This is a genomic window from Bradyrhizobium sp. WSM2793, from assembly GCF_000379585.1.
Lineage (GTDB): Bacteria > Pseudomonadota > Alphaproteobacteria > Rhizobiales > Xanthobacteraceae > Bradyrhizobium.
The window spans coordinates 565,425-585,669 of record NZ_KB902768.1; the positions used below are offsets into that span (position 1 = coordinate 565,425).

Annotated in this window: 19 protein-coding genes; 14 read left to right on the forward strand and 5 right to left on the reverse strand. The window is 64.2% G+C overall.

Features of this window, described 5'->3' with window-relative positions:
• Nucleotides 1-137 precede the first annotated feature (137 nt).
• Complete coding sequence (locus tag A3AS_RS0102445; RefSeq protein WP_026201582.1) at nucleotides 138-1,133, forward strand: tripartite tricarboxylate transporter substrate binding protein; 996 nt, start codon at nucleotides 138-140, stop codon at nucleotides 1,131-1,133.
• Between the two features lie 132 nt (nucleotides 1,134-1,265).
• On the opposite strand, the gene A3AS_RS0102450 is transcribed toward A3AS_RS0102445, so the two are convergent.
• The 3 genes from A3AS_RS0102450 to A3AS_RS0102460 form a co-directional block, all read right to left on the reverse strand.
• A complete protein-coding gene (locus A3AS_RS0102450; protein WP_018316021.1) occupies nucleotides 1,266-1,565 on the reverse strand; it encodes a hypothetical protein in 300 nt (99 codons plus the stop codon).
• A gap of 61 nt (nucleotides 1,566-1,626) precedes the next feature.
• Nucleotides 1,627-2,121: a flavin reductase family protein gene (locus A3AS_RS0102455; protein WP_018316022.1), complete on the reverse strand. Its 495-nt coding sequence runs from the start codon at nucleotides 2,119-2,121 to the stop codon at nucleotides 1,627-1,629.
• A gap of 52 nt (nucleotides 2,122-2,173) precedes the next feature.
• Complete coding sequence (locus A3AS_RS0102460; protein WP_018316023.1) at nucleotides 2,174-3,265, reverse strand: LLM class flavin-dependent oxidoreductase; 1,092 nt, start codon at nucleotides 3,263-3,265, stop codon at nucleotides 2,174-2,176.
• Between the two features lie 148 nt (nucleotides 3,266-3,413).
• On the opposite strand from A3AS_RS0102460, the gene A3AS_RS0102465 reads away from it, so the two are divergent.
• Nucleotides 3,414-4,328, forward strand: a complete 915-nt coding sequence (locus A3AS_RS0102465; protein WP_018316024.1) for a LysR family transcriptional regulator — start codon at nucleotides 3,414-3,416, stop codon at nucleotides 4,326-4,328.
• A gap of 12 nt (nucleotides 4,329-4,340) precedes the next feature.
• On the opposite strand, the gene A3AS_RS0102470 is transcribed toward A3AS_RS0102465, so the two are convergent.
• Nucleotides 4,341-5,225: an SMP-30/gluconolactonase/LRE family protein gene (locus A3AS_RS0102470; protein ID WP_018316025.1), complete on the reverse strand. Its 885-nt coding sequence runs from the start codon at nucleotides 5,223-5,225 to the stop codon at nucleotides 4,341-4,343.
• Nucleotides 5,226-5,333: 108 nt separating this feature from the next.
• Here A3AS_RS0102470 and A3AS_RS0102475 point away from each other — a divergent pair, with 108 nt between their 5' ends.
• Complete coding sequence (locus A3AS_RS0102475) at nucleotides 5,334-6,020, forward strand: TetR/AcrR family transcriptional regulator (RefSeq protein ID WP_026201583.1); 687 nt, start codon at nucleotides 5,334-5,336, stop codon at nucleotides 6,018-6,020.
• Between the two features lie 122 nt (nucleotides 6,021-6,142).
• Here A3AS_RS0102475 and A3AS_RS0102480 read toward each other — a convergent pair whose 3' ends face one another.
• On the reverse strand, nucleotides 6,143-7,021 hold the full coding sequence (locus A3AS_RS0102480; RefSeq protein WP_245283128.1) for a tripartite tricarboxylate transporter substrate binding protein: 879 nt from the start codon (nucleotides 7,019-7,021) through the stop codon (nucleotides 6,143-6,145).
• Between the two features lie 187 nt (nucleotides 7,022-7,208).
• Between A3AS_RS0102480 and A3AS_RS0102485 the strand changes: the two genes are divergently transcribed.
• The 11 genes from A3AS_RS0102485 to A3AS_RS0102530 all read left to right on the forward strand — a co-directional run bounded on the left by A3AS_RS0102485 (nucleotide 7,209) and on the right by A3AS_RS0102530 (nucleotide 20,152).
• On the forward strand, nucleotides 7,209-7,979 hold the full coding sequence (locus tag A3AS_RS0102485; RefSeq protein ID WP_020508601.1) for an enoyl-CoA hydratase/isomerase family protein: 771 nt from the start codon (nucleotides 7,209-7,211) through the stop codon (nucleotides 7,977-7,979).
• A 1-nt stretch (nucleotide 7,980) separates the two neighbouring features.
• Nucleotides 7,981-10,107: an acetate--CoA ligase family protein gene (locus tag A3AS_RS0102490; RefSeq protein WP_018316029.1), complete on the forward strand. Its 2,127-nt coding sequence runs from the start codon at nucleotides 7,981-7,983 to the stop codon at nucleotides 10,105-10,107.
• Between the two features lie 63 nt (nucleotides 10,108-10,170).
• Nucleotides 10,171-11,388 (forward strand): ABC transporter substrate-binding protein, encoded by a 1,218-nt coding sequence (locus A3AS_RS0102495; protein WP_026201584.1) that lies wholly within the window; start codon nucleotides 10,171-10,173, stop codon nucleotides 11,386-11,388.
• Between the two features lie 57 nt (nucleotides 11,389-11,445).
• Entirely contained in the window at nucleotides 11,446-12,657 is a 1,212-nt protein-coding gene (locus A3AS_RS0102500; protein ID WP_018316032.1) for an acyl-CoA dehydrogenase, read from the forward strand.
• Nucleotides 12,658-12,740: 83 nt separating this feature from the next.
• Nucleotides 12,741-13,685 (forward strand): acyl-CoA dehydrogenase family protein, encoded by a 945-nt coding sequence (locus tag A3AS_RS0102505; protein ID WP_245283129.1) that lies wholly within the window; start codon nucleotides 12,741-12,743, stop codon nucleotides 13,683-13,685.
• A gap of 11 nt (nucleotides 13,686-13,696) precedes the next feature.
• Nucleotides 13,697-14,470, forward strand: coding sequence for an SDR family NAD(P)-dependent oxidoreductase (locus A3AS_RS0102510; RefSeq protein WP_026201585.1), 774 nt, complete (start codon nucleotides 13,697-13,699; stop codon nucleotides 14,468-14,470).
• A gap of 13 nt (nucleotides 14,471-14,483) precedes the next feature.
• Complete coding sequence (locus A3AS_RS0102515) at nucleotides 14,484-15,290, forward strand: carboxymuconolactone decarboxylase family protein (RefSeq protein WP_018316035.1); 807 nt, start codon at nucleotides 14,484-14,486, stop codon at nucleotides 15,288-15,290.
• Complete coding sequence (locus A3AS_RS0102520; protein ID WP_018316036.1) at nucleotides 15,287-15,754, forward strand: tripartite tricarboxylate transporter TctB family protein; 468 nt, start codon at nucleotides 15,287-15,289, stop codon at nucleotides 15,752-15,754. Before A3AS_RS0102515 ends, A3AS_RS0102520 begins: the two co-directional genes overlap by 4 nt.
• A 12-nt stretch (nucleotides 15,755-15,766) precedes the next feature.
• Nucleotides 15,767-17,266, forward strand: coding sequence for a tripartite tricarboxylate transporter permease (locus A3AS_RS0102525; RefSeq protein ID WP_018316037.1), 1,500 nt, complete (start codon nucleotides 15,767-15,769; stop codon nucleotides 17,264-17,266).
• A 514-nt stretch (nucleotides 17,267-17,780) separates the two neighbouring features.
• The gene (locus A3AS_RS48770; RefSeq protein ID WP_157644191.1) at nucleotides 17,781-17,924 is read left to right on the forward strand and encodes a hypothetical protein; all 144 of its coding nucleotides are present in this window, start codon (nucleotides 17,781-17,783) and stop codon (nucleotides 17,922-17,924) included.
• A gap of 281 nt (nucleotides 17,925-18,205) precedes the next feature.
• Complete coding sequence (locus tag A3AS_RS0102530; protein ID WP_084674780.1) at nucleotides 18,206-20,152, forward strand: TonB-dependent siderophore receptor; 1,947 nt, start codon at nucleotides 18,206-18,208, stop codon at nucleotides 20,150-20,152.
• Nucleotides 20,153-20,245: the final 93 nt, after the last annotated feature.

The following is a 20,245-nucleotide window of genomic DNA, read 5'->3' on the forward strand; positions in this document are numbered from 1 at the left end:
CAACGAAACCTCGTCGTTGACGCCGGTGGTGGTCGTGAATGTGCGCTTGCGCCAAGCGCGGCAGCGATCGTCCTGCACGGATTTCCAAGGTCCCTCATTCGTGTATGATGACCAGCTCAGTTCGGAATATGCGGAAGATGTCCCCCCTTTCACGGCGAGAGCTGTTCGATATGGCGGCGCGGATCACGGCGCTGGCAGCATGGCCCGGCTGCGCTGTCGCCGACGATTATCCCTCCCGTCCCATCAAGCTGGTCATTCCCTATACGGCTGGCGCCGCTGGTGATCAGATCGGACGTCCCTGGGCGGACAGGATGGGCTCGCTGCTGGGGCCGATCTATGTCGAGAATATCGGCGGCGCCGGCGGTGCGATTGGATCCGCCGCGGTGGCGCAGAGCGCCCCCGATGGCTATTCGATTTTGCTCGGTAATGGCAGCACGCAGGTGATGATTCCGTTATCGTCGCCGCAACCCGCCTACGACACGGTTCGTGATTTCCGCGCCATCTATCGCCTGATTAGCAGCACGCTCGCATTCGCGGTTCATCCCTCCTTGCCGGTGAAAGATCTGCAGGAATTGATAGCCTTTGCGAAGGCTCACCCGGGCAAGCTCTCCTACGGCACTCCAGGCGTCGGCACCGGCAATCATCTCGTCGGGGAAATGTTCAGGCTGCAATCCGGCCTCGCAGCGGACGTCGTCCACATCCCCTATCGGGGCATGAGCCCCGCCACCAACGACCTGGTCAGCGGCCAGATCTCTGCCGTCATTGCCGTGGTATCGAGTCAGATCCTGCAGTTGCACCTTGCGGGCAAGCTGCGGCTGATCGCCGTGACGAGCGAACAGCGGCTGAGCGGCGCGCCGGAGATTCCGACGGTGGCTGAGTCCGGCATGCCGGGCCTCAAATACGCCGGCTGGTTTGGCTTGTTCGCTCCAAGAGCGACCCCGGATACGATCGTGGAGCGGATCGCAGCGGCGACCCGCACGGCGATGGCCGATCCTCACTTACAGGAAAGCTATCGCTCACAAGGTCTGGAGCCGGACATCGATTCGGGTCCTGACAAGTTTCAGCGCCTGGTCGAGGACGAACTGGTCCGCCTGGCTCCCATCGTCAGGTCGACCGGGCTCAAGCGCGATTGAGATCGCGCCAGGCCTGCGTGTGAAGCCGGAACCAATGCCGACGGAAGCCGTCGCTGAGCGAGAGCTCTTCGGGATGTTCTGCCGGTGGCGGTCAGTGCCATCGGGTCTGCCCGCTGCATCAAACTGCCAGCCTTACCGCGCTCGTTCGATATGAGCCCGGATCGCCTGTCGCTCGGCATCGATCCAGCCATGCTGGCGCGCCTTGGCTACCATCTCCGCATAGCGCCGATCCCAGCTTGCGTCATCAGGGCGGCCCGCCAGCGTAGGGACCAGATCGATCGAGACAAGCGCATCACGATCGTCGAGAAGCGTGATCCCTTTCCAGCCCTGCGTTTCGGAATTCGCGTCGGCATGCAGCGCCAGCTTGAAGTTGCGGAAGTCGAACGGCTCGGTGAGCCGGACAATTCCGCCGTCGAAGCATTCGATGATCACGATGCCGCTCCCGTGTTCTGGCCCTCGGGCGACGATGCCGATTTGGCACCGCCCGAGCCGCCTATGCCTGAGGCAAGGCCCGCAGTGCGCCCTGAAAATTGACGAGAGGGTCGCCGTCCCCGCCGCGCGTCGCCACGATCCTGCCGATGAGGAGACCATGCGTGCCGACCATCTGGTGATGATGCAGCACGCATTCCAGGACGCCGATCGCCGGTTCGAGCAGCGGCACGTCGAGGACGCCTTGTACCCATGGCGCCGTCGCGAAGCGGTCAATGCCCTTGGCGCCGCCGGCGAAACGCAGCGCCAGATTTTCCTGTCCGCTGCCGAGGAGGCTGATGCCAAAGCAGCCATTGGCGAGGATGGCGGCATGCGTTTCGGAGCTCGCATTGACGCCGACGAGCAGACAGGGCGGCTCCATGCACAGCGAGGTGACGGAGCTGACCGTCAGCCCGCGCCGTGCGGTCCCTGTTCCTGTCGCCACGATCGCCACGCCGCTCGCGAGGTTGCGCATGGCCAGGCGGAATTCGGCAGCTTCGACTGAGCGGACATCGGTCATTTGCGAGATCTGGCATCCCATGACGTACCTCCGGGCTCGCCCTGGCGCCGCGCTATGCCGAAACCGCGTCGCCCGCGATCGTGCCGCGACCGGCAGGGGCGGATTTCAGCTCTTTCCGGATCGCGGGGATGATCCTGCTGCCCCACAATTCGATCTGGCGCAGCATCGTGCGCTGATCGAAATCGCCGAGCTGGGTCTGAAGCGCGATATGGGACGGCTTGAGAATGCTGATCTCTTCCAGCATACGGTCGATCACCTGGTTGACGCTGCCGACCGGCAGGTTGCTGCGCATCGTTTCCAGGCTCATATCGTTCGGGCCGGCTTCTTCCTTGATCAGATAGCCGTCGTCGCTCTGGGCGCGTCGGAATTTCAGGCTTTCGGAGAGCCGGCGCTGGAAGCGCGCATTGTCCAGATAGGACTGGATCTCACTGTCATTGTCGCTGGCATAGGCGCAGCGCAGGAAGCCGAAATGCGTGTCGTCGATGGAACGGCCTTCCTTAGCCGCGATCCCCTCGAGACGTTCGCGCAGCGCCTTGATGGCGTCGAGGCCGTTGAGCAGCGCAGTGACGAACAGATTGTGGTTGTCACGGATGGCGCGGCCGAGGGTCTCGCCATGGCCGGACGTGACCCAGATTGGCGGCATCGGTTTCTGCACGGTGCGCACGGCGATCGCGGTCGGCGGCATCTTCAGGTGCTCGCCGTCATAGGAGAAGATGCGCTCGCGCATGCCGGCCTCGAGCACGTCGTAGAATTCGGCGAACAGCGCGTGCGAATGGTCGAGATCGACTCCGAAGCGATCGAACTCGAATTTCTGGTAGCCCGAGCCGATGCCGAGATCGAGGCGGCCGTTCGAGACGGTGTCGGCAAAGCCGATCTCGCCGAGCAGTCGCGCCGGATTGTACAGTGGCAGCACGCAGACCGCAGTGCCGAGGCGGATGCGCCTGGTCAGGCCGGCGCAATGCGCGACCATCATCAGCGGCGAGGGGCAGAGGCTGTAATTGTTGAAATGATGCTCGGCGTACCACGCCGTGTCGAAACCGGCGTGCTCGGCGGTAACCGTCTGCTCGACAGCGTTGTTGATGACCTGCTGCGAGCTTTGATGATAGCCGCGCTGCTGCGCCAGAATGAATACGCCGAATTCCATCGATTGCGTCCTCCACCGGATTGCTTCTCGGCCGCGCTTGCGGCCGCTCGTCGCTTTTGCGACGCGTTCTCAGCAAGCTAGGGGCTTGAGCTTTTTCGAACAATTGACGTAATCTGAGCATGTCTTTTGCAAAATCTGAAAAGATCGAATGAATCGCCTTCAGGCCATGGAATTGTTCGTCAGCGCCGTCCGTGAGGGCAGCTTTTCCGCGGCCGGGCGCCGCGTCGGGCTCTCGCCGGCGTCGGTGTCGCGCTACGTGGGCGAGCTCGAGGCGCAGCTCGGCGTGCAGCTGCTGAACCGCAGCACGCGCCATCTCGGATTGACCGATGCCGGCAAGATCTTCTTCCAGCGCACCGAGCAGGTGCTGCACGGCATCGAAGATGCCGAAGCCGCGGCGCTTGCGCTTCAGACTGCGCCGCGTGGAACCCTGCGGGTGCACTCGCGGACGCTGTTCGGCATCAAGGTGCTTTCGCCCCTGATACCGGGCTTTCAGAAGCTCTATCCGGAGCTGAAGGTGGAGCTGCGTCTGTCCGAGCGGCGTCCCCAGCTTCGCGAAGATGAATTCGACGTCGACTTCCAGATCCAGGCGGCGAAGGACGCGGGCCTCATGCAGCGAAGGCTGCTGAGGAGCGAGCGGATTCTCGTGGCTTCACCGGACTATATCGGCCGCATGCCGAAATTGCGCGAACCGGAGGACATCACCCGCCATAATTGCCTGACCTACTGGATGGGTCCTGACGACGTGGTCTGGAAGTTCATGCGCAAGAACCGGCTGCGCGAGATCGTCGTGCCTTCGTCCCTCAGTAGCAACAACGGCGTGGTGCTGTGCGATCACGCCGTTTCCGGGCACGGCATTGCCCTGCTGGACGACTACACCGTGGCGGAGGAGTTGAAGAGCGGGCGTCTGATCCGCCTGCTGCCGGGCTTCCGGGTGACGAACTCCACCTTCGATGAAGGCATTTACGCGACGTTTCTCCAAAGCAGCTATCTGCCGGAGAAGATCAGGGTGTTCGTGGACTACATGGCGGAGAACGTACCGAAGCAGGTCAAGCGATCGCAGTAATCGAGGTCGCGCTTAGCCCGAAGCAAACCTGTGCGCCGGCAGTCCGCGCACGCCGAGGCCTTCGACCGCGAACAGGCCGCCGGCATCCGGGTGATCGTCGGCGAGCGCGTGGCTGCGCGAGATCGATGTCACGTAGAGGACGTCGAGATCGGGTCCGCCGAAGGTGAGGCTGGTCGGGTGACGGATCGGCATGTCGATCGTCCGCACCATCGTCCCGTCAGGTGCAAACCGCGCGATCTTGCCGATGCGCACGAGGACGGACCAAAGGTAGCCTTCCGAGTCGATCGTTCCACCGTCGCAACCCGACTGCTGCGCCTCCGTCTCGACGAAGACGCGCTTGTTCGCGAGGGGACCCTCCGCCCTGTAGTCGTAGGCCCAGATCATCCGTCTTGCGCTGTCGGCGAGATAGAATGTCCGGCCGTCCGGGCTGAAGCACGGTCCGTTGCTCACGGCAAGGTCGGTCTCCAGCAGCTCCACCGCGCCTGTTGCGTCCAGCCGGTAGAGACCGCCCAGCGGCGTCTCATCCTGGGCGCGGTCACTGTGCATCGTGCCTGCCAGGAAGCGACCATGGGGATCGGCCTTTCCGTCATTCAGCCGCAGCTTCGGGTGGTCCAGCCCGATCGACGGTCCCTCGATCAGTGTGCGCTTGTCGAAATCGTAACCGGCAAATCCGTGGCGCATGGCCAGCACCGCGCCGCCATCGTCTCGCAGGGCCATCGAACCGATCGGCGCAGGCACGCTGAACGCGTCCGCCAGCCCGGTGGCGGGATCGCGCATGCGGATCAATCCGGCCAGCGCGTCGATCCAGAAGAAGCGCTTGCGGCGCTCATCCCATACCGGGCTCTCGCCGAGTTGGTCCTTTGTCGCGCCGATGCGCATAATCCGGATTGCGCTCATGGTTCCTCTCGAAGGGGTCGCCGGGCTTGACCGATCGGTCTGTGAAAAACTAGTTTCATTCCAGGGTTCTCTGGTTGGCGCCGGGCCGCCGAATGGATTGCAGGCTTCATGACTGAACTGTCAACGATGAAGGACGGCGTTGCGAACCAGGCGGAGGCCTCCGACCGCGTGCTGCAGATTCTTGCCGAAGCCGGGCGGCTGTTCGCCAGCAAGGGATTCGAGGGAACGTCGATGCGCGATATCGCGCTCGCCTGCGGCATCTCCAAGTCGCTGCTCTACCACCATTTCGCCAACAAGGACGAGATCTACGCGCGCGTGGCGGTCGGCTCGACGCTCGAGCTCTATCTGTTCGTGCGCGATCGCATTCCCGACGGGGCGCCCTCGCAGAAGATCCGCGCGTTCATGGTCGCCACGGCCGAATACTTCCGGCGCTATCGTTGGGCCTGGATCGCCTCCACGACCGCCTTCTGGAACGATCCCGATCGCCACAGGCACAAGGAGCGGCTGACGCGCCGCGACCGTTTCGAGAATTTTCTCCGCGGCCTGATCCAGGAAGCCATCGATGCCGGCGAAATCCGCAAGGTCGACGTTCCCATGACCGGGCGGCTGATCCTTTCCTCGCTCAATTGGATGCATCGCTGGTACAACCCCAACAAGTCCGCGACCCCGGAGCAGATCGCGGAGATCTTCTTCGACATGATCTTCAACGGGCTGCGAAGCGGCGAGCTGGTCGAGCTTCCCGGAGCGGTGCCGCCCAAGGAGCCGCTCAAGACAGGCCGGCGCAAATCGCGCTGAGCGGCGGCTGGTGGCCGGGCCTCATTCCAACACGATGTTCTGCGCCTTGATCACCGGTCCCCAGAGCGCGGCATCCTTGGTCAGCTGCGCGTCGAGCCGGTCCGGTGCGCCGGTATCGACCATCAAGCCGTCGGTCTCGAGCTGTTTTGCGATCTCGGGCTTCTGCATCGCGGCGACGACGCCGCGTTCAGCCGCGCGATCGCATCGCGCGGCGTGCCCGCAGGCGCGTGCAGTGCGGTCCAGAATGATGCCGTCAGGTCGGGATAGCCGGATTCGGCCAAGGTGGGGATCTCCGGGAAACTCGCCATGCGCTTGTCCGAGGAGACCCCGAGGATGCGAAGCTGACCGCTGCGCGCGTGCTCGATGACTGCGGCGGGCGTTGCGAAATTGAGGTCGCATTCTCCCGACAGCGTTTCCATGATGGAGGCCGGATTGTTGCGATAGGCGACGTCGGTGACGGCAAATCCCATCGACTTGCTCATCATGATTCCGAACAGATGAGTGACGCTGCCCGGACCGAGGGTAGCGTAGAACAGGGGCTTGTCGCGCCCTTTCGCATAGGCGACGAAGCTCTTCACGTCGGCGACGGGCGTCCGCGCGTTGACGGTCAGCGACAGCGGGCCGTTGCAGAGCATGGCGACGGAGGCGAAATCCGCGAGCTTGTAGGGCAGGTTCTTGCGCAGCAGCACGTTCAGCGAAATCGGGCCGGTGCCGCCGGCCAAGAGGACCGATCCATCCTTCGGCGCGCGCGCCACATATTGCGATCCGACGATGCCGTTGGCACCGGGCTTGTTGTCGACCAGAACCGGTTGGTCCAGGCTTTCCGCCATCGCCTTCGCGATCGAGCGCATCAGGCTGTCGATGGAGCCGCCGGGCGCATAAGGCACAATGATGAAAACCGTCTGAGAGGAGCGCGCTCTCACGATGCCAGGTGCGGCAAGCGGAGCGGCGAGGGCGCCGGCGATCAGAGTTGCCGCCTGGCGTCGGCTGATCCTGGGCATGCGAGTCCTCCTCAAGTCGTTCTTTGATTGCATGTGAATCTATCGGCTGACCGATCGGTCGGTCAATAGGACATCGGCAGGATATTGCCAGCTGCGACGTTCGGTGCTATCACCGCAAAAAGCTGACCGATCGGTCAGGCGATAACAAGCAAGACAAACCAGGCAAGCAGAAGCCCAGGAGGAAGCCATGTCAGGAGATATCGTCACCCTCGAAGTGTCCGACCACATCGCGCTGGTGACGCTGAATAGGCCTCCCGTGAATGCGCTCGATCGCGCGATGCGCGACCGCATCGTCGCGGTGTTCGACGAGATTTCCGAGCGCAGCGACGTCAGGGTCGCAATCCTGACCGGAGCCGGAAAGGTGTTCTGCAGCGGCGCGGATTTGAAGGATCGTCCGGATCCGACCAAGATCGGTGCGTTCCACAGCCACAACCGGATCACGCGCGAGACCGGCAATTGCATCCGCGAATGCTCAAAGCCCGTCATTGCGGCCATCAACGGCGTTGCGCTGGGGGCCGGCGTTGGCCTGATGGCCTCCTGCGACATCTTCTACGCCAGCGAAGAGGCCGTGTTCGGCATGCCCGAGATCAATGTGGGGCTCGCCGGCGGTGCGGCCATGCTGAACACCTTGTTCGGCCGCTCGCTGATGCGCCGCATGTTCTTCACCGGCTATCGCGTGCCGGCCGCCGAGCTTTACCGCCTCGGCATCATTGAGGCCTGCACGACCAGGGAAAACCTGATCCCCGAAGTGATGAAGCTCGCCCGGGAGATCGCGTCCAAGAGCCCGATCGCGATGGAATACGCCAAGAACGCGGCGAACATGGTCGAGCTGATGCCGCCGCGCGACGCTTATCGCTTCGAGCAGAACATCACCATGGCGCTGTCGAAGACGGAAGACGCCAAGGAAGCGCGGATGGCGTTCCTGGAGAAGCGCGCACCGGTGTTCAAGGGGCGCTGAGATGCGGCCGGGAGAAGGTCTCGACGCGCTGATGTCGCCGCGTTCGATCGCGATCATTGGCGCCTCGCAAGAGGCGACCAAGATCGGTGGCCGGCCGGTCGATCTGTTGCGTCGCCACGGCTACGCAGGCCGCATCTATCCGGTCAACCCGAAGGCCGCGATGGTGCAGGGCCTGAAGGCCTATGCTTCCGTTGCCGAGGTGCCGGAGGCGCCGGATCTCGCCATCATCGCGGTTGACGCGGAGCGCGCGGGCGAGGCCGTGGAGCAGTGCGCCGCGCGTGGCGTCCGCAGCGTCGTCGTGTTCTCGTCCGGTTTTGCCGAGCTCGGCGAGCAGGGTCGCGCGATGCAGGAGCGGCTGCGCGTCGCCGCGCGCAATGGCGGCATGCGCCTGCTGGGGCCGAACTGCCTCGGCGCGGTCAGCATCGCCGAGAAGAGCATCGCGACGTTTTCGATCGTGCTCGAGCACAGCATGCCGGTTGCCGGCTCGCTCGGAATCGTGTCGCAGAGCGGCAATCTCGGCAGCTACACCATGCGGCTCGCCAGCGAGCGCGGTGTCGGCGTCAGCCGCTTCGTCACGACGGGCAACGAGTGCGACATCGACATCGCCGACGGCATCGCCTGGATGGCGCGTGATCCCGCCACCAAAGTCATCCTGTGCTGCCTCGAAGCCTGCCGTGACGCCGGCCGCCTGATCTCGGCGCTGGAAGAGGCGCGTGATGCCGGCAAGCCGGTCATCGGGATGAAGATCGGGACGTCGGCGGCTGGGCAGGCTGCCGCGGCTTCGCACACCGGAGCAATGGCCGGATCGGACGCCGTATTCGACGCACTGTTTGCCCGTTGCGGCGCGGTGCGCGTCCGCAGCATCGACGAGCTCATCGATCTCGGCCACGCCGCATCGATCCTGCTGCCGGATCGGCTGCCGAAGGGGCCGGGCATCGCGATCCTCACCGCGTCGGGCGGCTTCGGCGTGCTGCTGGCGGATGCGGCACAAGCGGTCGGGCTGACCCTGCCGGAACTCCGACAGGAGACGCAGCGGCAGATTCTTGAGCTGGTGCCGTTCGCATCGGCCCGCAACCCGGTCGACGCCACGGCGCAGATGTCGAGCCGTCCGGATCTTCTGGAGAAGATCATGTCCGCCGTCGTGGCGGACGAGAGCGCTGATGCGGTGATCCTGCCGCTGCCGTTCTCGCTGCACCTGCCGCGCCTGCGATCCATCTATATGGACACGCTGCGCAACATCCGCACGCAATTTCCACACCGTCCCGTCATCCTGTGCGTCGACGGTCCGGAGGATGCGCTGACCGAGCTGCACGCACTGGGCTTTCCGACGGTGGAAAGTTTCGACGGCTGCTGCGCAACCATCGCCGCGCTGGTGCGATTGCAGGCGGTGTCGAAGCGTCCGCAGGACGCGCCCGCGGCCGTCGCGCTGGCGGGGCCGCTCCCGACCGATGCCTTCCGCCACGAGCTCGGAGCCAAGCGCGCGCTGGCCGAGGCCGGCGTTCCAGTCCTTGCCGAGCGTCTCGTGCAGGATGTCGATGCGGCGGCGCGTGCCGCCAGCGAGATCGGCTATCCCGTGGTGCTCAAGATTGCCTCGCCCGATCTGCCGCACAAGACCGAGGCCGGTGGTGTGGTCGTAGGCCTGGGCTCGGAGGCCGAGGTCCGGCGAGCCTACGCCCAGATGCGTGACCGCGTCGCCACCAGGGCGCCGCATGCAACGATTGATGGTGTGATCGTAGCGCCAATGGCCAAGGGCGTCGCCGAGCTCATCCTGGGCAGCCGCATCGATCCCGTCTTCGGCCCGGTGGTGATGGTCGGCCTCGGCGGCATCTTCGCAGAGATCCTCCAGGACTCCGCCGTAGAGATGGCGCCGGTCAGCGAGACGCAGGCCATGGCCATGCTGAAATCGCTCAAGGCGTTCGCGGTGCTCGACGGCGCGCGCGGCCGGCCGCGGGCCGACCTCGCAGCTGCGGCCTCGGCCGTTGCCGCGTTGTCGCGTTTTGCCGCCGCGCATGTCGATGAGATCGCCGAGATCGACGTCAACCCGCTGCTGCTACGGGCGGAGGGCGAGGGGGCCGTGGCGCTCGATGCGCTGCTGATCCCGCACGGAGAGCGGCCGGTCCCACACTGAATCTAAACGAAGAGAACCGGCAGAAGCCGGTCCAGAGGAAGCGCGTCAAAGCAGGAGGAAACGGTGAAGAGATCGACGATCACTGCGCTCGGCATGATTGCCTTGCTGCTCACGAATGCGCCGCTGTCCGCACAGGGCATCTCCGGCGACGTCGTCAAGATCGGCATCATGAACGACCAGAACGGCCCCTATGCCGACAATTGCGGCCTCGGCTCGGTCGCCGCGGCTAAGCTCGCGGTTGGCGACTTTGGCGGAACGGTCAATGGCAAGAAGATCGAGCTCGTGATCGCTGACGACCAGAACAAGCCCGATATCGGCGTCGCCATCGCGCTGCGCTGGGTCGACAACGAAGGTGTCGACGCCATTGTCGGCTGCTCGGCGTCGTCGATCGCGCTGGCTGTGCAGGATATCATGAAGAACCGCAAGAAGCCTTATCTTCTGGCCGGCACCGCGGGCTCGTTCTTCACCAACGACAAATGCTCGCCGATGACCACGCAATGGGTGGTTGATACCTATGCCCAGCCGAAGGCCACCGTGAAAGCCCTGCTCGCGCAGGGGATCGATAGCTGGTTTTTCCTGACGGTGGATTATGCCTTCGGCAAGGCCTGGCAGGCGGATGCGACCAAGTTCATCGAAGCGGGCGGCGGCAAGGTGGTGGGCTCGGTGCTGCATCCGCTCAACTCGTCGGATCTCTCCTCGTTCCTGCTGACGGCACAGGCCAGCGGCGCCAAGGCGATTGCGCTCGCCAATTCGGGCGCGGACTTCGCCAATGCGATCAAGCAGGCGCAGGAGTTCGGGCTGACCAAATCGCAGCTGCTTGTTCCTCTCGGCCTCATGATCAGCCAGACGCATGGAATTGGTCTCAAGGATCTTCAGAACGTGCGGCTGACAACGCCGTTCTACTGGGACATGACGCCGGAGAGCCGGGCCTTTGCCAAGCGCTATGCCGAGGCGACGAATGGTCAGCTTCTCAACGAGGGCAAGGCCGCCACCTACAGCGCCATCACGCATTATCTGAAGGCGGTCGCTGCCGCCAGTTCCGACGACGGCGACGCCGTGATGCGGCAAATGAAGAACACGCCGATCAACGATTTCGAAATGAAGAATGTCAGCATCAGGGCTGACGGCCAGGTCATGCGACCGCTCTATGTCGCGCGCATCAAGGCTCCGGCGGAATCCAAATACACCTACGACTATTACGACATCACGGGCACGATCGCGCCCGAGGATGCGTGGCGGCCGGCATCGGAGAGCGCCTGCGATCTTCTCAAGTCGCAGTGAAGGACTGGCGGCCGGGCAGGACATGTCGGCAGATATGACGAAAGCAGGAAGCGTGCGATGAGCGTGGTTGAAGCGGTATCGATGCAAGCCGTCGCGGTGGAGAACCTGACGGGTGAAGCCTATCGCGGCGCGATGCGTCGCTGGCTGCATGGCAATCTGCCCGCCAGTTTCCGCAGCGACAGCGCTGCATTCGCATCGCCCACACTTCAGCAGTCCATTGCCTGGGAGGCGGCGATGTACCGCGCCGGGCTGACGGGCATCACCTGGCCGCAGGCCTATGGTGGGCACGGCCGCTCCTTGCGAGAGCACCTAATCGCCAATCAGGAGATCGGTGCGCTCGCGATGCCCGAAAGCGTCAACTCGATCGGCAAGGAGCTTGCTGGTCCCATCATTCTCGGGGTTGGGACCGAAGAGCAGAAGCAGCGTTTCCTGCCTGCGATCCTCGACATGCGCAACATCTGGTGTCAGGGTTTTTCCGAGCCCGAAGCCGGCTCCGACCTGGCAGGGCTCCGCACCCGCGCCACCCGGGACGGTGACGCCTGGCGCATCACCGGCCAGAAGATCTGGACCAGCGGCGCATACCGGGCTCAACGCTGTCTCGTGCTCGCCCGCACCGGACCGCTGGAGGACCGCCATCGTGGCCTTGCGATGTTCGCGGTGCCGCTCGATGCGAAGGGCGTGCGGGTGCGGACCATCAAGTCGATCGATGGCCGCGAAAGCTTCTGCGAGGTGTTCTTCGACGAGGTCGAGGTGGCCCAGACCGATGCGATCGGCGCGCCCGACGAGGGCTGGGCCGCGGCGATCCGCGTGCTGGAGATCGAGCGCGCCACCAACCGCATGTATCGCGCCTGGCGCTTCGAGAACGAGCTGCGCCATCTGATTTCGGCCTGCAAGGCGGACGCCGCGCTGTCGCAGTTGGTCGACGATCATCACTACGCCGTCAGGCTCGGCGAGGTCGCGGTCGAGATCGAGGTGCTGAAAGCGCATGTCGAGACCGCCGTCGAGGCGCTCGTCAACGGTGACAAGATCGGCGCGCGGGGCAGCCTTGCGAAGCTCTATTGGAGCGAATCGCATCAGCGCTTTGCCGCGCTCGCCCTGGAGCTGCTCCAGCAGGCCATGTTGCCGCAGCTCGCGGCGATCAAGGTGGCGCGGCGGCGGTTCGAGGCGATCTATCTGCAGGCCCGCGCAGAAACGATCTACGCCGGCACGACCGAGATACAGCTCGGCATCATCGCCGATCGGATCCTCCAGCTCTCGCGAGGCAAGTGATGATCGTGGCCGGTGAAGGACTGCAGCCCGCCGAATTCGCCGCAACCGCGACGCGTGCGGTCGTCGCCTGTGCGGGGCAGGAGATGCGGGCGCAGGCGCGCAATCTCGCCGGTGACGGACTGCTCGGCATCATCGCGGACGAAGAGGTCGGGGGACTTGCCCTGCCGCTCGGCTTCGCGGTGCCAGTGATCGCGGCCGCCCATTCCGGACTGCTCGGCTTTCCGCTGCTCGAGACGCTCTTTGCCGGCCGCCTGCTCCAGCAGTCGCTGCCGCATCTCGCCACCGCGATCGTCTCGGGCGAGACGTTGGTGTCCATCGCGTGGCAGGGCGAGGCTGTCGCCGAGCGGGAAGGTGAAGCTGTCGTGTTGAGCGGCTGGGTTGCGCGAGCCCCCTGCGCGGACAAGATCGACTATCTGTTGGTCCGGATCGGCGAAGGTGCTGCGGCATTGATTGCGATCGATGCCGAAGGCGTTGTGGTGGAAGACGCGGCAGGCCTCGACCTGACTGTGCCGGAACACGCGGTGCGTCTCCAGAGGGTCCGCATCCCCATCGATTCGATCCTGCCGGCGAACACGTGGGATATGCTCAGCTCAGACGCCAACGTACTGCGTGCCGCGGCCATCCTGGGATCTGCCGAGGCCTGCCTGTCGCTGGCGCAGGAGCATGCGTCGACGCGCCGGCAGTTCGGTCACGCTCTGTCCTACAATCAAGCCATTCGTCATGCGCTGGCGCGACAGAAGCTGGGGCTGGAGAGCATTCGTCATGCGATCACGCGAAGCCTGTCCGAGGGGAGTGGTTCCGTTCAGCGCGATGCGGCGTTCCTGGCCGCGGCAACCTATGGCAGCTCGATCAGCGAAGGCGCGCTGCAGATCCATGGCGGTATGGGCTTCACGTGGGACATTCCGGTGCATCGTCATTTGCGCCGGATCCGCACGCTGCAAGCGCAGGGCGATGCCAGCGGCCTGATCAGCGCATTTGGCCGCCGTTACGTATCGGAAGTTGCTCCGTTCACTGAGGCAGGAGCATGAAGGAGATGACCATGACCGAGACCAGGGATCAGACGCTCGCGGGCCGCGTTGCACTCGTCACCGGTGCCGGAAACGGCATCGGCCGTGCGACTGCGCTCAAATTGGCCTCACGCGGCGCGATTGTCGGCGTCAATGATCTGAAGCCGGAATTCGTGAACGGCACGGTCGATGCGATCAAGGCCTCCGGCGGCGAGGCGTTGGCCGTTACGCAGGACGTGTCCAGTCGCGACGGCATGCGGCAGGCGGTGCTTGGAGTGGCGGAGCGGCAGGGACGGTTCGACATCCTCGTCAACAACGCAGCCTGGGTTCGCTACCAGTCGGTCGCCGACATCGCGCCGGAGACCGTCGAGCGCATGCTCAATATCGGCTTCAAGTCGGTGATGTGGGGTATCCAGGCGGCCGCGGAAGTCATGGATGCCGAACGTGGCGGCGCGATCGTCAACGTCGCTTCGGTGGCCGGTCTGCTGTCGGCCAAGAACAGCATCGTCTACAGCGGCATCAAGGCCGGCGTCATGGGCATCACACGCGCAGCCGCGGCGGAGCTCGGAGAGCGCAACATCCGCGTCAACGCGGTGGCGCCCTCGGCGATCCCGACCGAGGGAACCATGCGCAACCGCAACGCCGAGCTCGATGCGCGCCGGATCGCACGAACGCCACTGGGGCGGCTCGGCACGGTCGACGACATCGCCAAGGCGATCTGTTTCCTCGCCGGCGACGACAGCGGATTCATCTCGGCACAGGTGCTCACCGTCGACGGCGGGATCACCCTGACCAACATTGCCTGACGGTGCGATCGCCATGTCCAGTCTGACGCCGGAACAGCAGGTCCTGAAAGAGGCCTATATCAAGGCGCGCGGCTATTGGCGGCCCTGGACGGAAGGCCTGCTGCGCCTCGATCCCGAATTTCTTCAGACCTACGGCAAGTATGCGGGCTACGCCGCGGAGAAGGGGCCGCTGTCGCCCAAGATGCGGGAGCTGATCTACGTCGCGCTCGATGGCTCAGCGACGCATCTGTTCCGCTCAGGGCTCGCACTGCACCTCCGCCTCGCGCTTCAGGAGGGGGCGTCGGCGCGGGAGATCGTCGATGTATTCCGTCTCGCAACGGCCCAGGGGCTCGACGGCTGCAACGTCGGCGTCGGCATTCTCGCGGAAGAACTGGCAAGCGCGGGCCTGGAGGTCGATCAAGGCGAGCTCTCGGACGAGCAGAGGGTGCTGCGGGATGCCTATGTCGCGCGGTTCGGCGATTGGCCTGACTTCTGCGAGCAGTGGCTGCGACGCGATCCCGGCTATTTTGCCCGCTTGTTCGATCTCCTCGCGGGCGGAGCGGCCGGGGAGGGCCTCGACCAACGGTCGCAATGTCTGATCTCGATCGCATTGAACGCCTGCTTCACAGCGCTCAACCCGCAAGGGCTGCGTGTGCAGATCAAACGGGCCCTGCGGCTCGGCATCGGCCAGCGGGAGATGCTTCAGGTTCTCCAGATGACCGCGCATCTAGGCGTTCATGCCTGCGCCATCGGCATGCCGGTTCTGATGGAAGCCCTCGATGAGCGTTCGTCGATGGCCGGCGCAAGCGGGGAAGGGCCGGGCGAGGGAGAGCGAGCATGAAGGGATTGACGATCCGCAATCACAGGGCCTTTGCGTCCGGCACCCTGTTCCTCGCCTTTGCAATCTTCTTCTTCGTGGCGGCGCTCGGCTACCCCGCCGGCACCGCCGCGCGAATGGGGCCGGGCTATTTCCCGCGCCTGCTCGCGATCGTGCTCGCTGCCATCGGCCTCGTCGTGATTCTCAGTGCCATGAAGCCCGCCGCGGAACGGCAGCTGCTGCGCAAATGGGATTTCAAGGGGCTCGCCTGGGTGACCGGGTCCGTGGTCCTGTTCGCAGCCTTGCTGTTTCCGCTCGGTCTGGTCGGCGCCTTGTTCGTGCTGATCATGGTGTCGAGCCGGGCCAGCTCCGAGTTCACCTGGACGGGCGCGCTGGCGAATGCGGCGGTGCTCATTGCGCTGTGTCTTGCCGTCTTCGTCTACGGTCTCGGGTTGCAGCTGCCCGTCTGGCCGTCCCTTCTCACCTGAACGGGCCGATCGATGGATCTCGTCCACAATCTGGCGATCGGCTTTGCGACCGCCGCCCAGCCCGCCAACCTGCTCTACGCCTTCTTCGGATGTCTGCTCGGGACCTTGATCGGCGTGCTTCCCGGCCTCGGCCCGCTCGCAACCATCGCGATGTTGCTGCCGATCACCTATGCACTGCCGCCGGACGCCGCGCTGATCATGCTCGCCGGAATCTATTACGGCGCGCAGTACGGCGGCTCGACCACTGCCATCGTCGTCAATTTGCCCGGCGAGTCCTCCTCTGTCGTGACCACGATCGATGGCTACCAGATGGCGAAGCAGGGCCGCGCCGGCGTCGCGCTCGCCACCGCTGCCATCGGCTCGTTTTTTGCCGGATGCGTGGCCACGCTCGCGCTGGCCGCCCTTGCAGGCCCGCTGACCGCGACGGCGCTGCTGTTTGGCCCAAAGGAATTCTTCGCGCTCATGATCCTGGGGCTGATCCTCGCCTCGGTGCTGTCGAGCGGCCCGTTCATCGAGGGCATCGGCATGGTCGTGCTCGGCATGCTCCTCAGCCTCGTCGGCACCGATCTGAACAGCGGCAGCCAGCGCTTTGCCTTCGGCATTCCCCAGCTGTTCGACGGTCTAGATTTCGTGCCGTTGGCGATGGGCATCTTCGGCTTTGCCGAGATCGTCAAAAATCTCGAGCAGGACGACAAGCTGTCGCTGGTCACCCAGAAGATCACCAATCTGTTTCCGACCCGCGACGACTTCCGCCGCATGGTGCCGGCGATGCTGCGCGGTACGGCGCTGGGCACGTTGCTGGGCGTCCTGCCTGGCGGCGGTGCGGTGCTCTCGTCCTTTGCGTCCTATACGCTCGAGAAGAAGCTGTCGCGCCATCCCGAGCAGTTCGGCAAAGGGGCCATCGAAGGCGTTGCAGGGCCTGAATCGGCGAATAACGCAGGCGCGCAGACCTCGTTCATTCCGCTGCTGACGCTCGGCGTTCCCTCCAACGTCGTGATGGCCCTGATGGTCGGCGCCATGAACATCCACAACATCCACCCGGGCCCGGAGGTGATGACGAAGAACCCGACCCTGTTCTGGGGCCTCATCGTCTCGATGTGGGTCGGCAATCTGATGCTGCTGATCCTCAATCTTCCGCTCGTCGGGCTGTGGGTGAAGCTGCTCACCATTCCTTACCGATATCTGTTTCCGGCGATCATGGTGTTCTGTTCGATCGGCGTCTATTCCATCAACAGCGGAACATTCGAGGTCTACGAGGCCGCGATGTTCTGCGTGTTCGGCTACGTCCTGATCAAGCTGCAATTGCCGGCGGCGCCGCTGCTGCTGGGGCTGGTTCTGGGCCCTGCCATCGAGGAGAACTTCCGCCGTGCCATGTTACTGTCGCGCGGCGACGTCACCGTGCTGCTCACCTCGCCGCTCTCGGCGAGCCTCCTGGCCGCGGCCGCCATCGCGATTCTCCTGATCATGCTGCCCACGATCCGGGCGCGGCGCGAGGAGGCGCTGCAGGAATGAGATGAGGGCATCAGCCGGATCCACCAGCTCAACATCGCCCGTCTCGCAACCAGAATGTCGTAACGCTCGGCAATTTCCGCCGATCTGAGCAGCCCCGTCCGTCCTGTCGCGACCCCCGGACCTATCGGCATTGCGGCCATCATCAGCCGGATCATGATCTCGCTGAGATCGAGCGCACCTCACGCAGCGGCAGATGTCGTCGCAATAAAGGCCACAGCAACGAAGTGATGGCGCCGAAGCATTCCTGACGACCGCACTCCCGGCGAATCTTCCTGCGGCATTTTGACCGCACCGATCTGCAATCATCGAAAGCGCATTTGAATCGTTCCAGACATTCTCCTCCCGGTTGGCGATGATCGAGGCATTCTAAGTCGCGCGCACGCATTTGCGTTGCCGTCACGATGGCGTCTTTTTAAAGAGGCGATGCAGATCGCTGACGTTCGGATGTTGCCGCCAAGACGAAGGCAGCAAACGCGCGTGCGCGTCTGCAGAGCAACTGATTGACGGGCCATGCATGCCGGCCGAGCTCGGATACGAAGAGCTGCTCTTCGATCCATGGTCGTTGCTGGCCAAACGCGGAAGCCGCTTCACGGCGGGCTGCGCGCTATTGATGAAGGACTTTCTGGAATGCGACGTGCGGGTGGGGATAAGACGGTAGCTCGCTTTGGTGCGGCGCTGCTGGGTGGTGTGGCATGGCTGACGTGGTTCGAATCGCCTGCTCAATCCCAAACGTCCCAGGGCGGTAATTCCCTTCCGCCCGTGACTGTCGAAGCCCCGACGCAACAGTCGGTTCGCCGTGCGCCAACCAGGCGAAACGATGCGCGGGTCCGATCGACCTCACGGCGCGCCCCGCAAGCTCCGACGGTCGCAGTGCAATCGCAACCGGCTGTCGTCCCGCCATTTGCCGGCGGGCAGGTCGCTCAAGGCGCGCGACTGGGGATGCTCGGAAATACCAACACCATGAAGTCGCCGTTCAGCGTGACGAGCTACACGGACAAGCTCATTCGGGATCAGCAAGCGGCAACGGGTGCGGATGCCCTGATCCTCGATCCCTCCGTGCGAAGTTCCCATCCGGCCGGCGGTATCGTCGATTCCTTCAACATACGCGGCTTTCCGATCAACGAAGGCAATAACGGTGAGTTCGCCTTCGAGGGCCTTTACGGAATCGCGCCGACATATCGGATCTTCACGGACTACGTCGAGCGCATCGAAGTGCTCAAGGGTCCCTCGGCCGCGCTCTCGGGCATGGCGCCCAATGGCGGCGTTGGCGGCGTCATCAATGTCGTGCCCAAGCGCGCGGAAGAGGATTTGACCCGCTTGACCGCGAGCTACGGCTCGACCGCACGTTTCGGCGGTCACTGGGATGTTGCGAGGCGCTACGGCGATGGCAAGGAATGGGGCGTACGCGCCAGCGGAAGCGTCCGCGGCGGCGACACGCCCATCAATCGCCAATCCGAGACGACAGGTGTCGGATCGCTGGCGCTCGACTATCAAGGCGAACGGTTCAGGTCCTGGCTCTATCTCATCGCCCAGACCGATCGGTTCGACGCGCCGTCACGTCCCTTTCTGATGGCTCCCGGCCTGCAGGTGCCGAAGGCGCCGGACGGCAAGCTGAACGTGACCCAGCCCTGGGAATGGTCGCGCATCAACGACCAGTCCGCCTTGCTGCGGACCGAGTACGATCTCACCGAGCAGGTCACGCTGTTCGCGGATGTCGGCGGCTCCAAGACCAACGTCGAGCGGTTCTTCGGTCTTCCGACCATCGTCAGCACGAGCGGCAATACGACCTCAACGCCCCAGTACTTCGGCCTCAGCATCGATCGAACTACATATGATGGCGGTGTTCGCGCCCGCTTCGATACCGGCTTCGTCCACCATGCCGTCGCCTTCCAGGCCTCGGTCTATCACGACGCGCTGCACCGGCGGCTCACCAATGGCAGTCTGGTCACCTCGAACATCTACAGTCCGACCGTCGCGCCGACGCAGTTCGCGAACGAGATCAGCGACCGTCCCCGGCTCTCGGACAGCGAGCTTACCGGGCTCTCGATTGCCGACACCTTGTCCGTGCTCGATGAGCGCGTCCTGTTGACTTTGGGCGTCCGGCGCCAGGGCATCGAGGCGCACAACTACCTCTCCAACGTCGGGACACTGACGTCGTCCTATGACAAGAGCGCGGTCACCCCTGTGGTCGGCCTCGTCGTCCGGCCCGTGGACAATATTTCCCTGTACGCGAACTACGTCGAAGGTCTCGCCCGGGGCGACGTGGCTCCTCAGAACGCGTCCAATTTCGGCGAAGTGCTGCAGCCTTACGTCGCCAAGCAGTACGAGGCCGGCATCAAGGTGGATTTTGGCCGGATTGCAACCACCTTCAGCGCGTTCGAGATATCGAAGGCGAGCGGCGAGCTCTCCGCCGGGCGCTTCGCGGCGACAGGCGAGCAACGAGTCCGCGGGCTCGAATTCAACGTCTCCGGCGAGCTCACGCCGGATGTTCGTATCCTCGGAGGCGTTTCGCTGCTGGACGGCACCCTGACCAAGACCGCCGTCGCGGCCAATGTGGGCAACACGCCGATCGGCGTTCCGAACATACAGGCCAATATCGGCGCGGAGTGGGACCTCCCGTGGATGAGAGAGCTCACCGTGAATGGAGCCGTGATCTACACGGGCAGGCAGTTCGTCGACGCCGCGAACAAGCAGCCGATTCCCGAGTGGACGCGGCTCGACCTCGGCGCTCGCTACACCACCGCGATCAACGGCAAGAAGACGGTTTTCCGCGCAAACATCCAGAACGTGACCGGTGAGAGTTACTGGTCCAGCGTGGCTTCGTTCGGAACGTTCTTCCTGGCAGCACCGCGCACATATCTCCTGTCGATGACCGTGGACATGTGATCGTTGCGCATTTCGCTTGCGTGAAACGCAGCCCAGCATTCCGCTCCGGCGCCGTGATGCGCCGGACTAAAAAAGTCTCCATTGAATCAACGA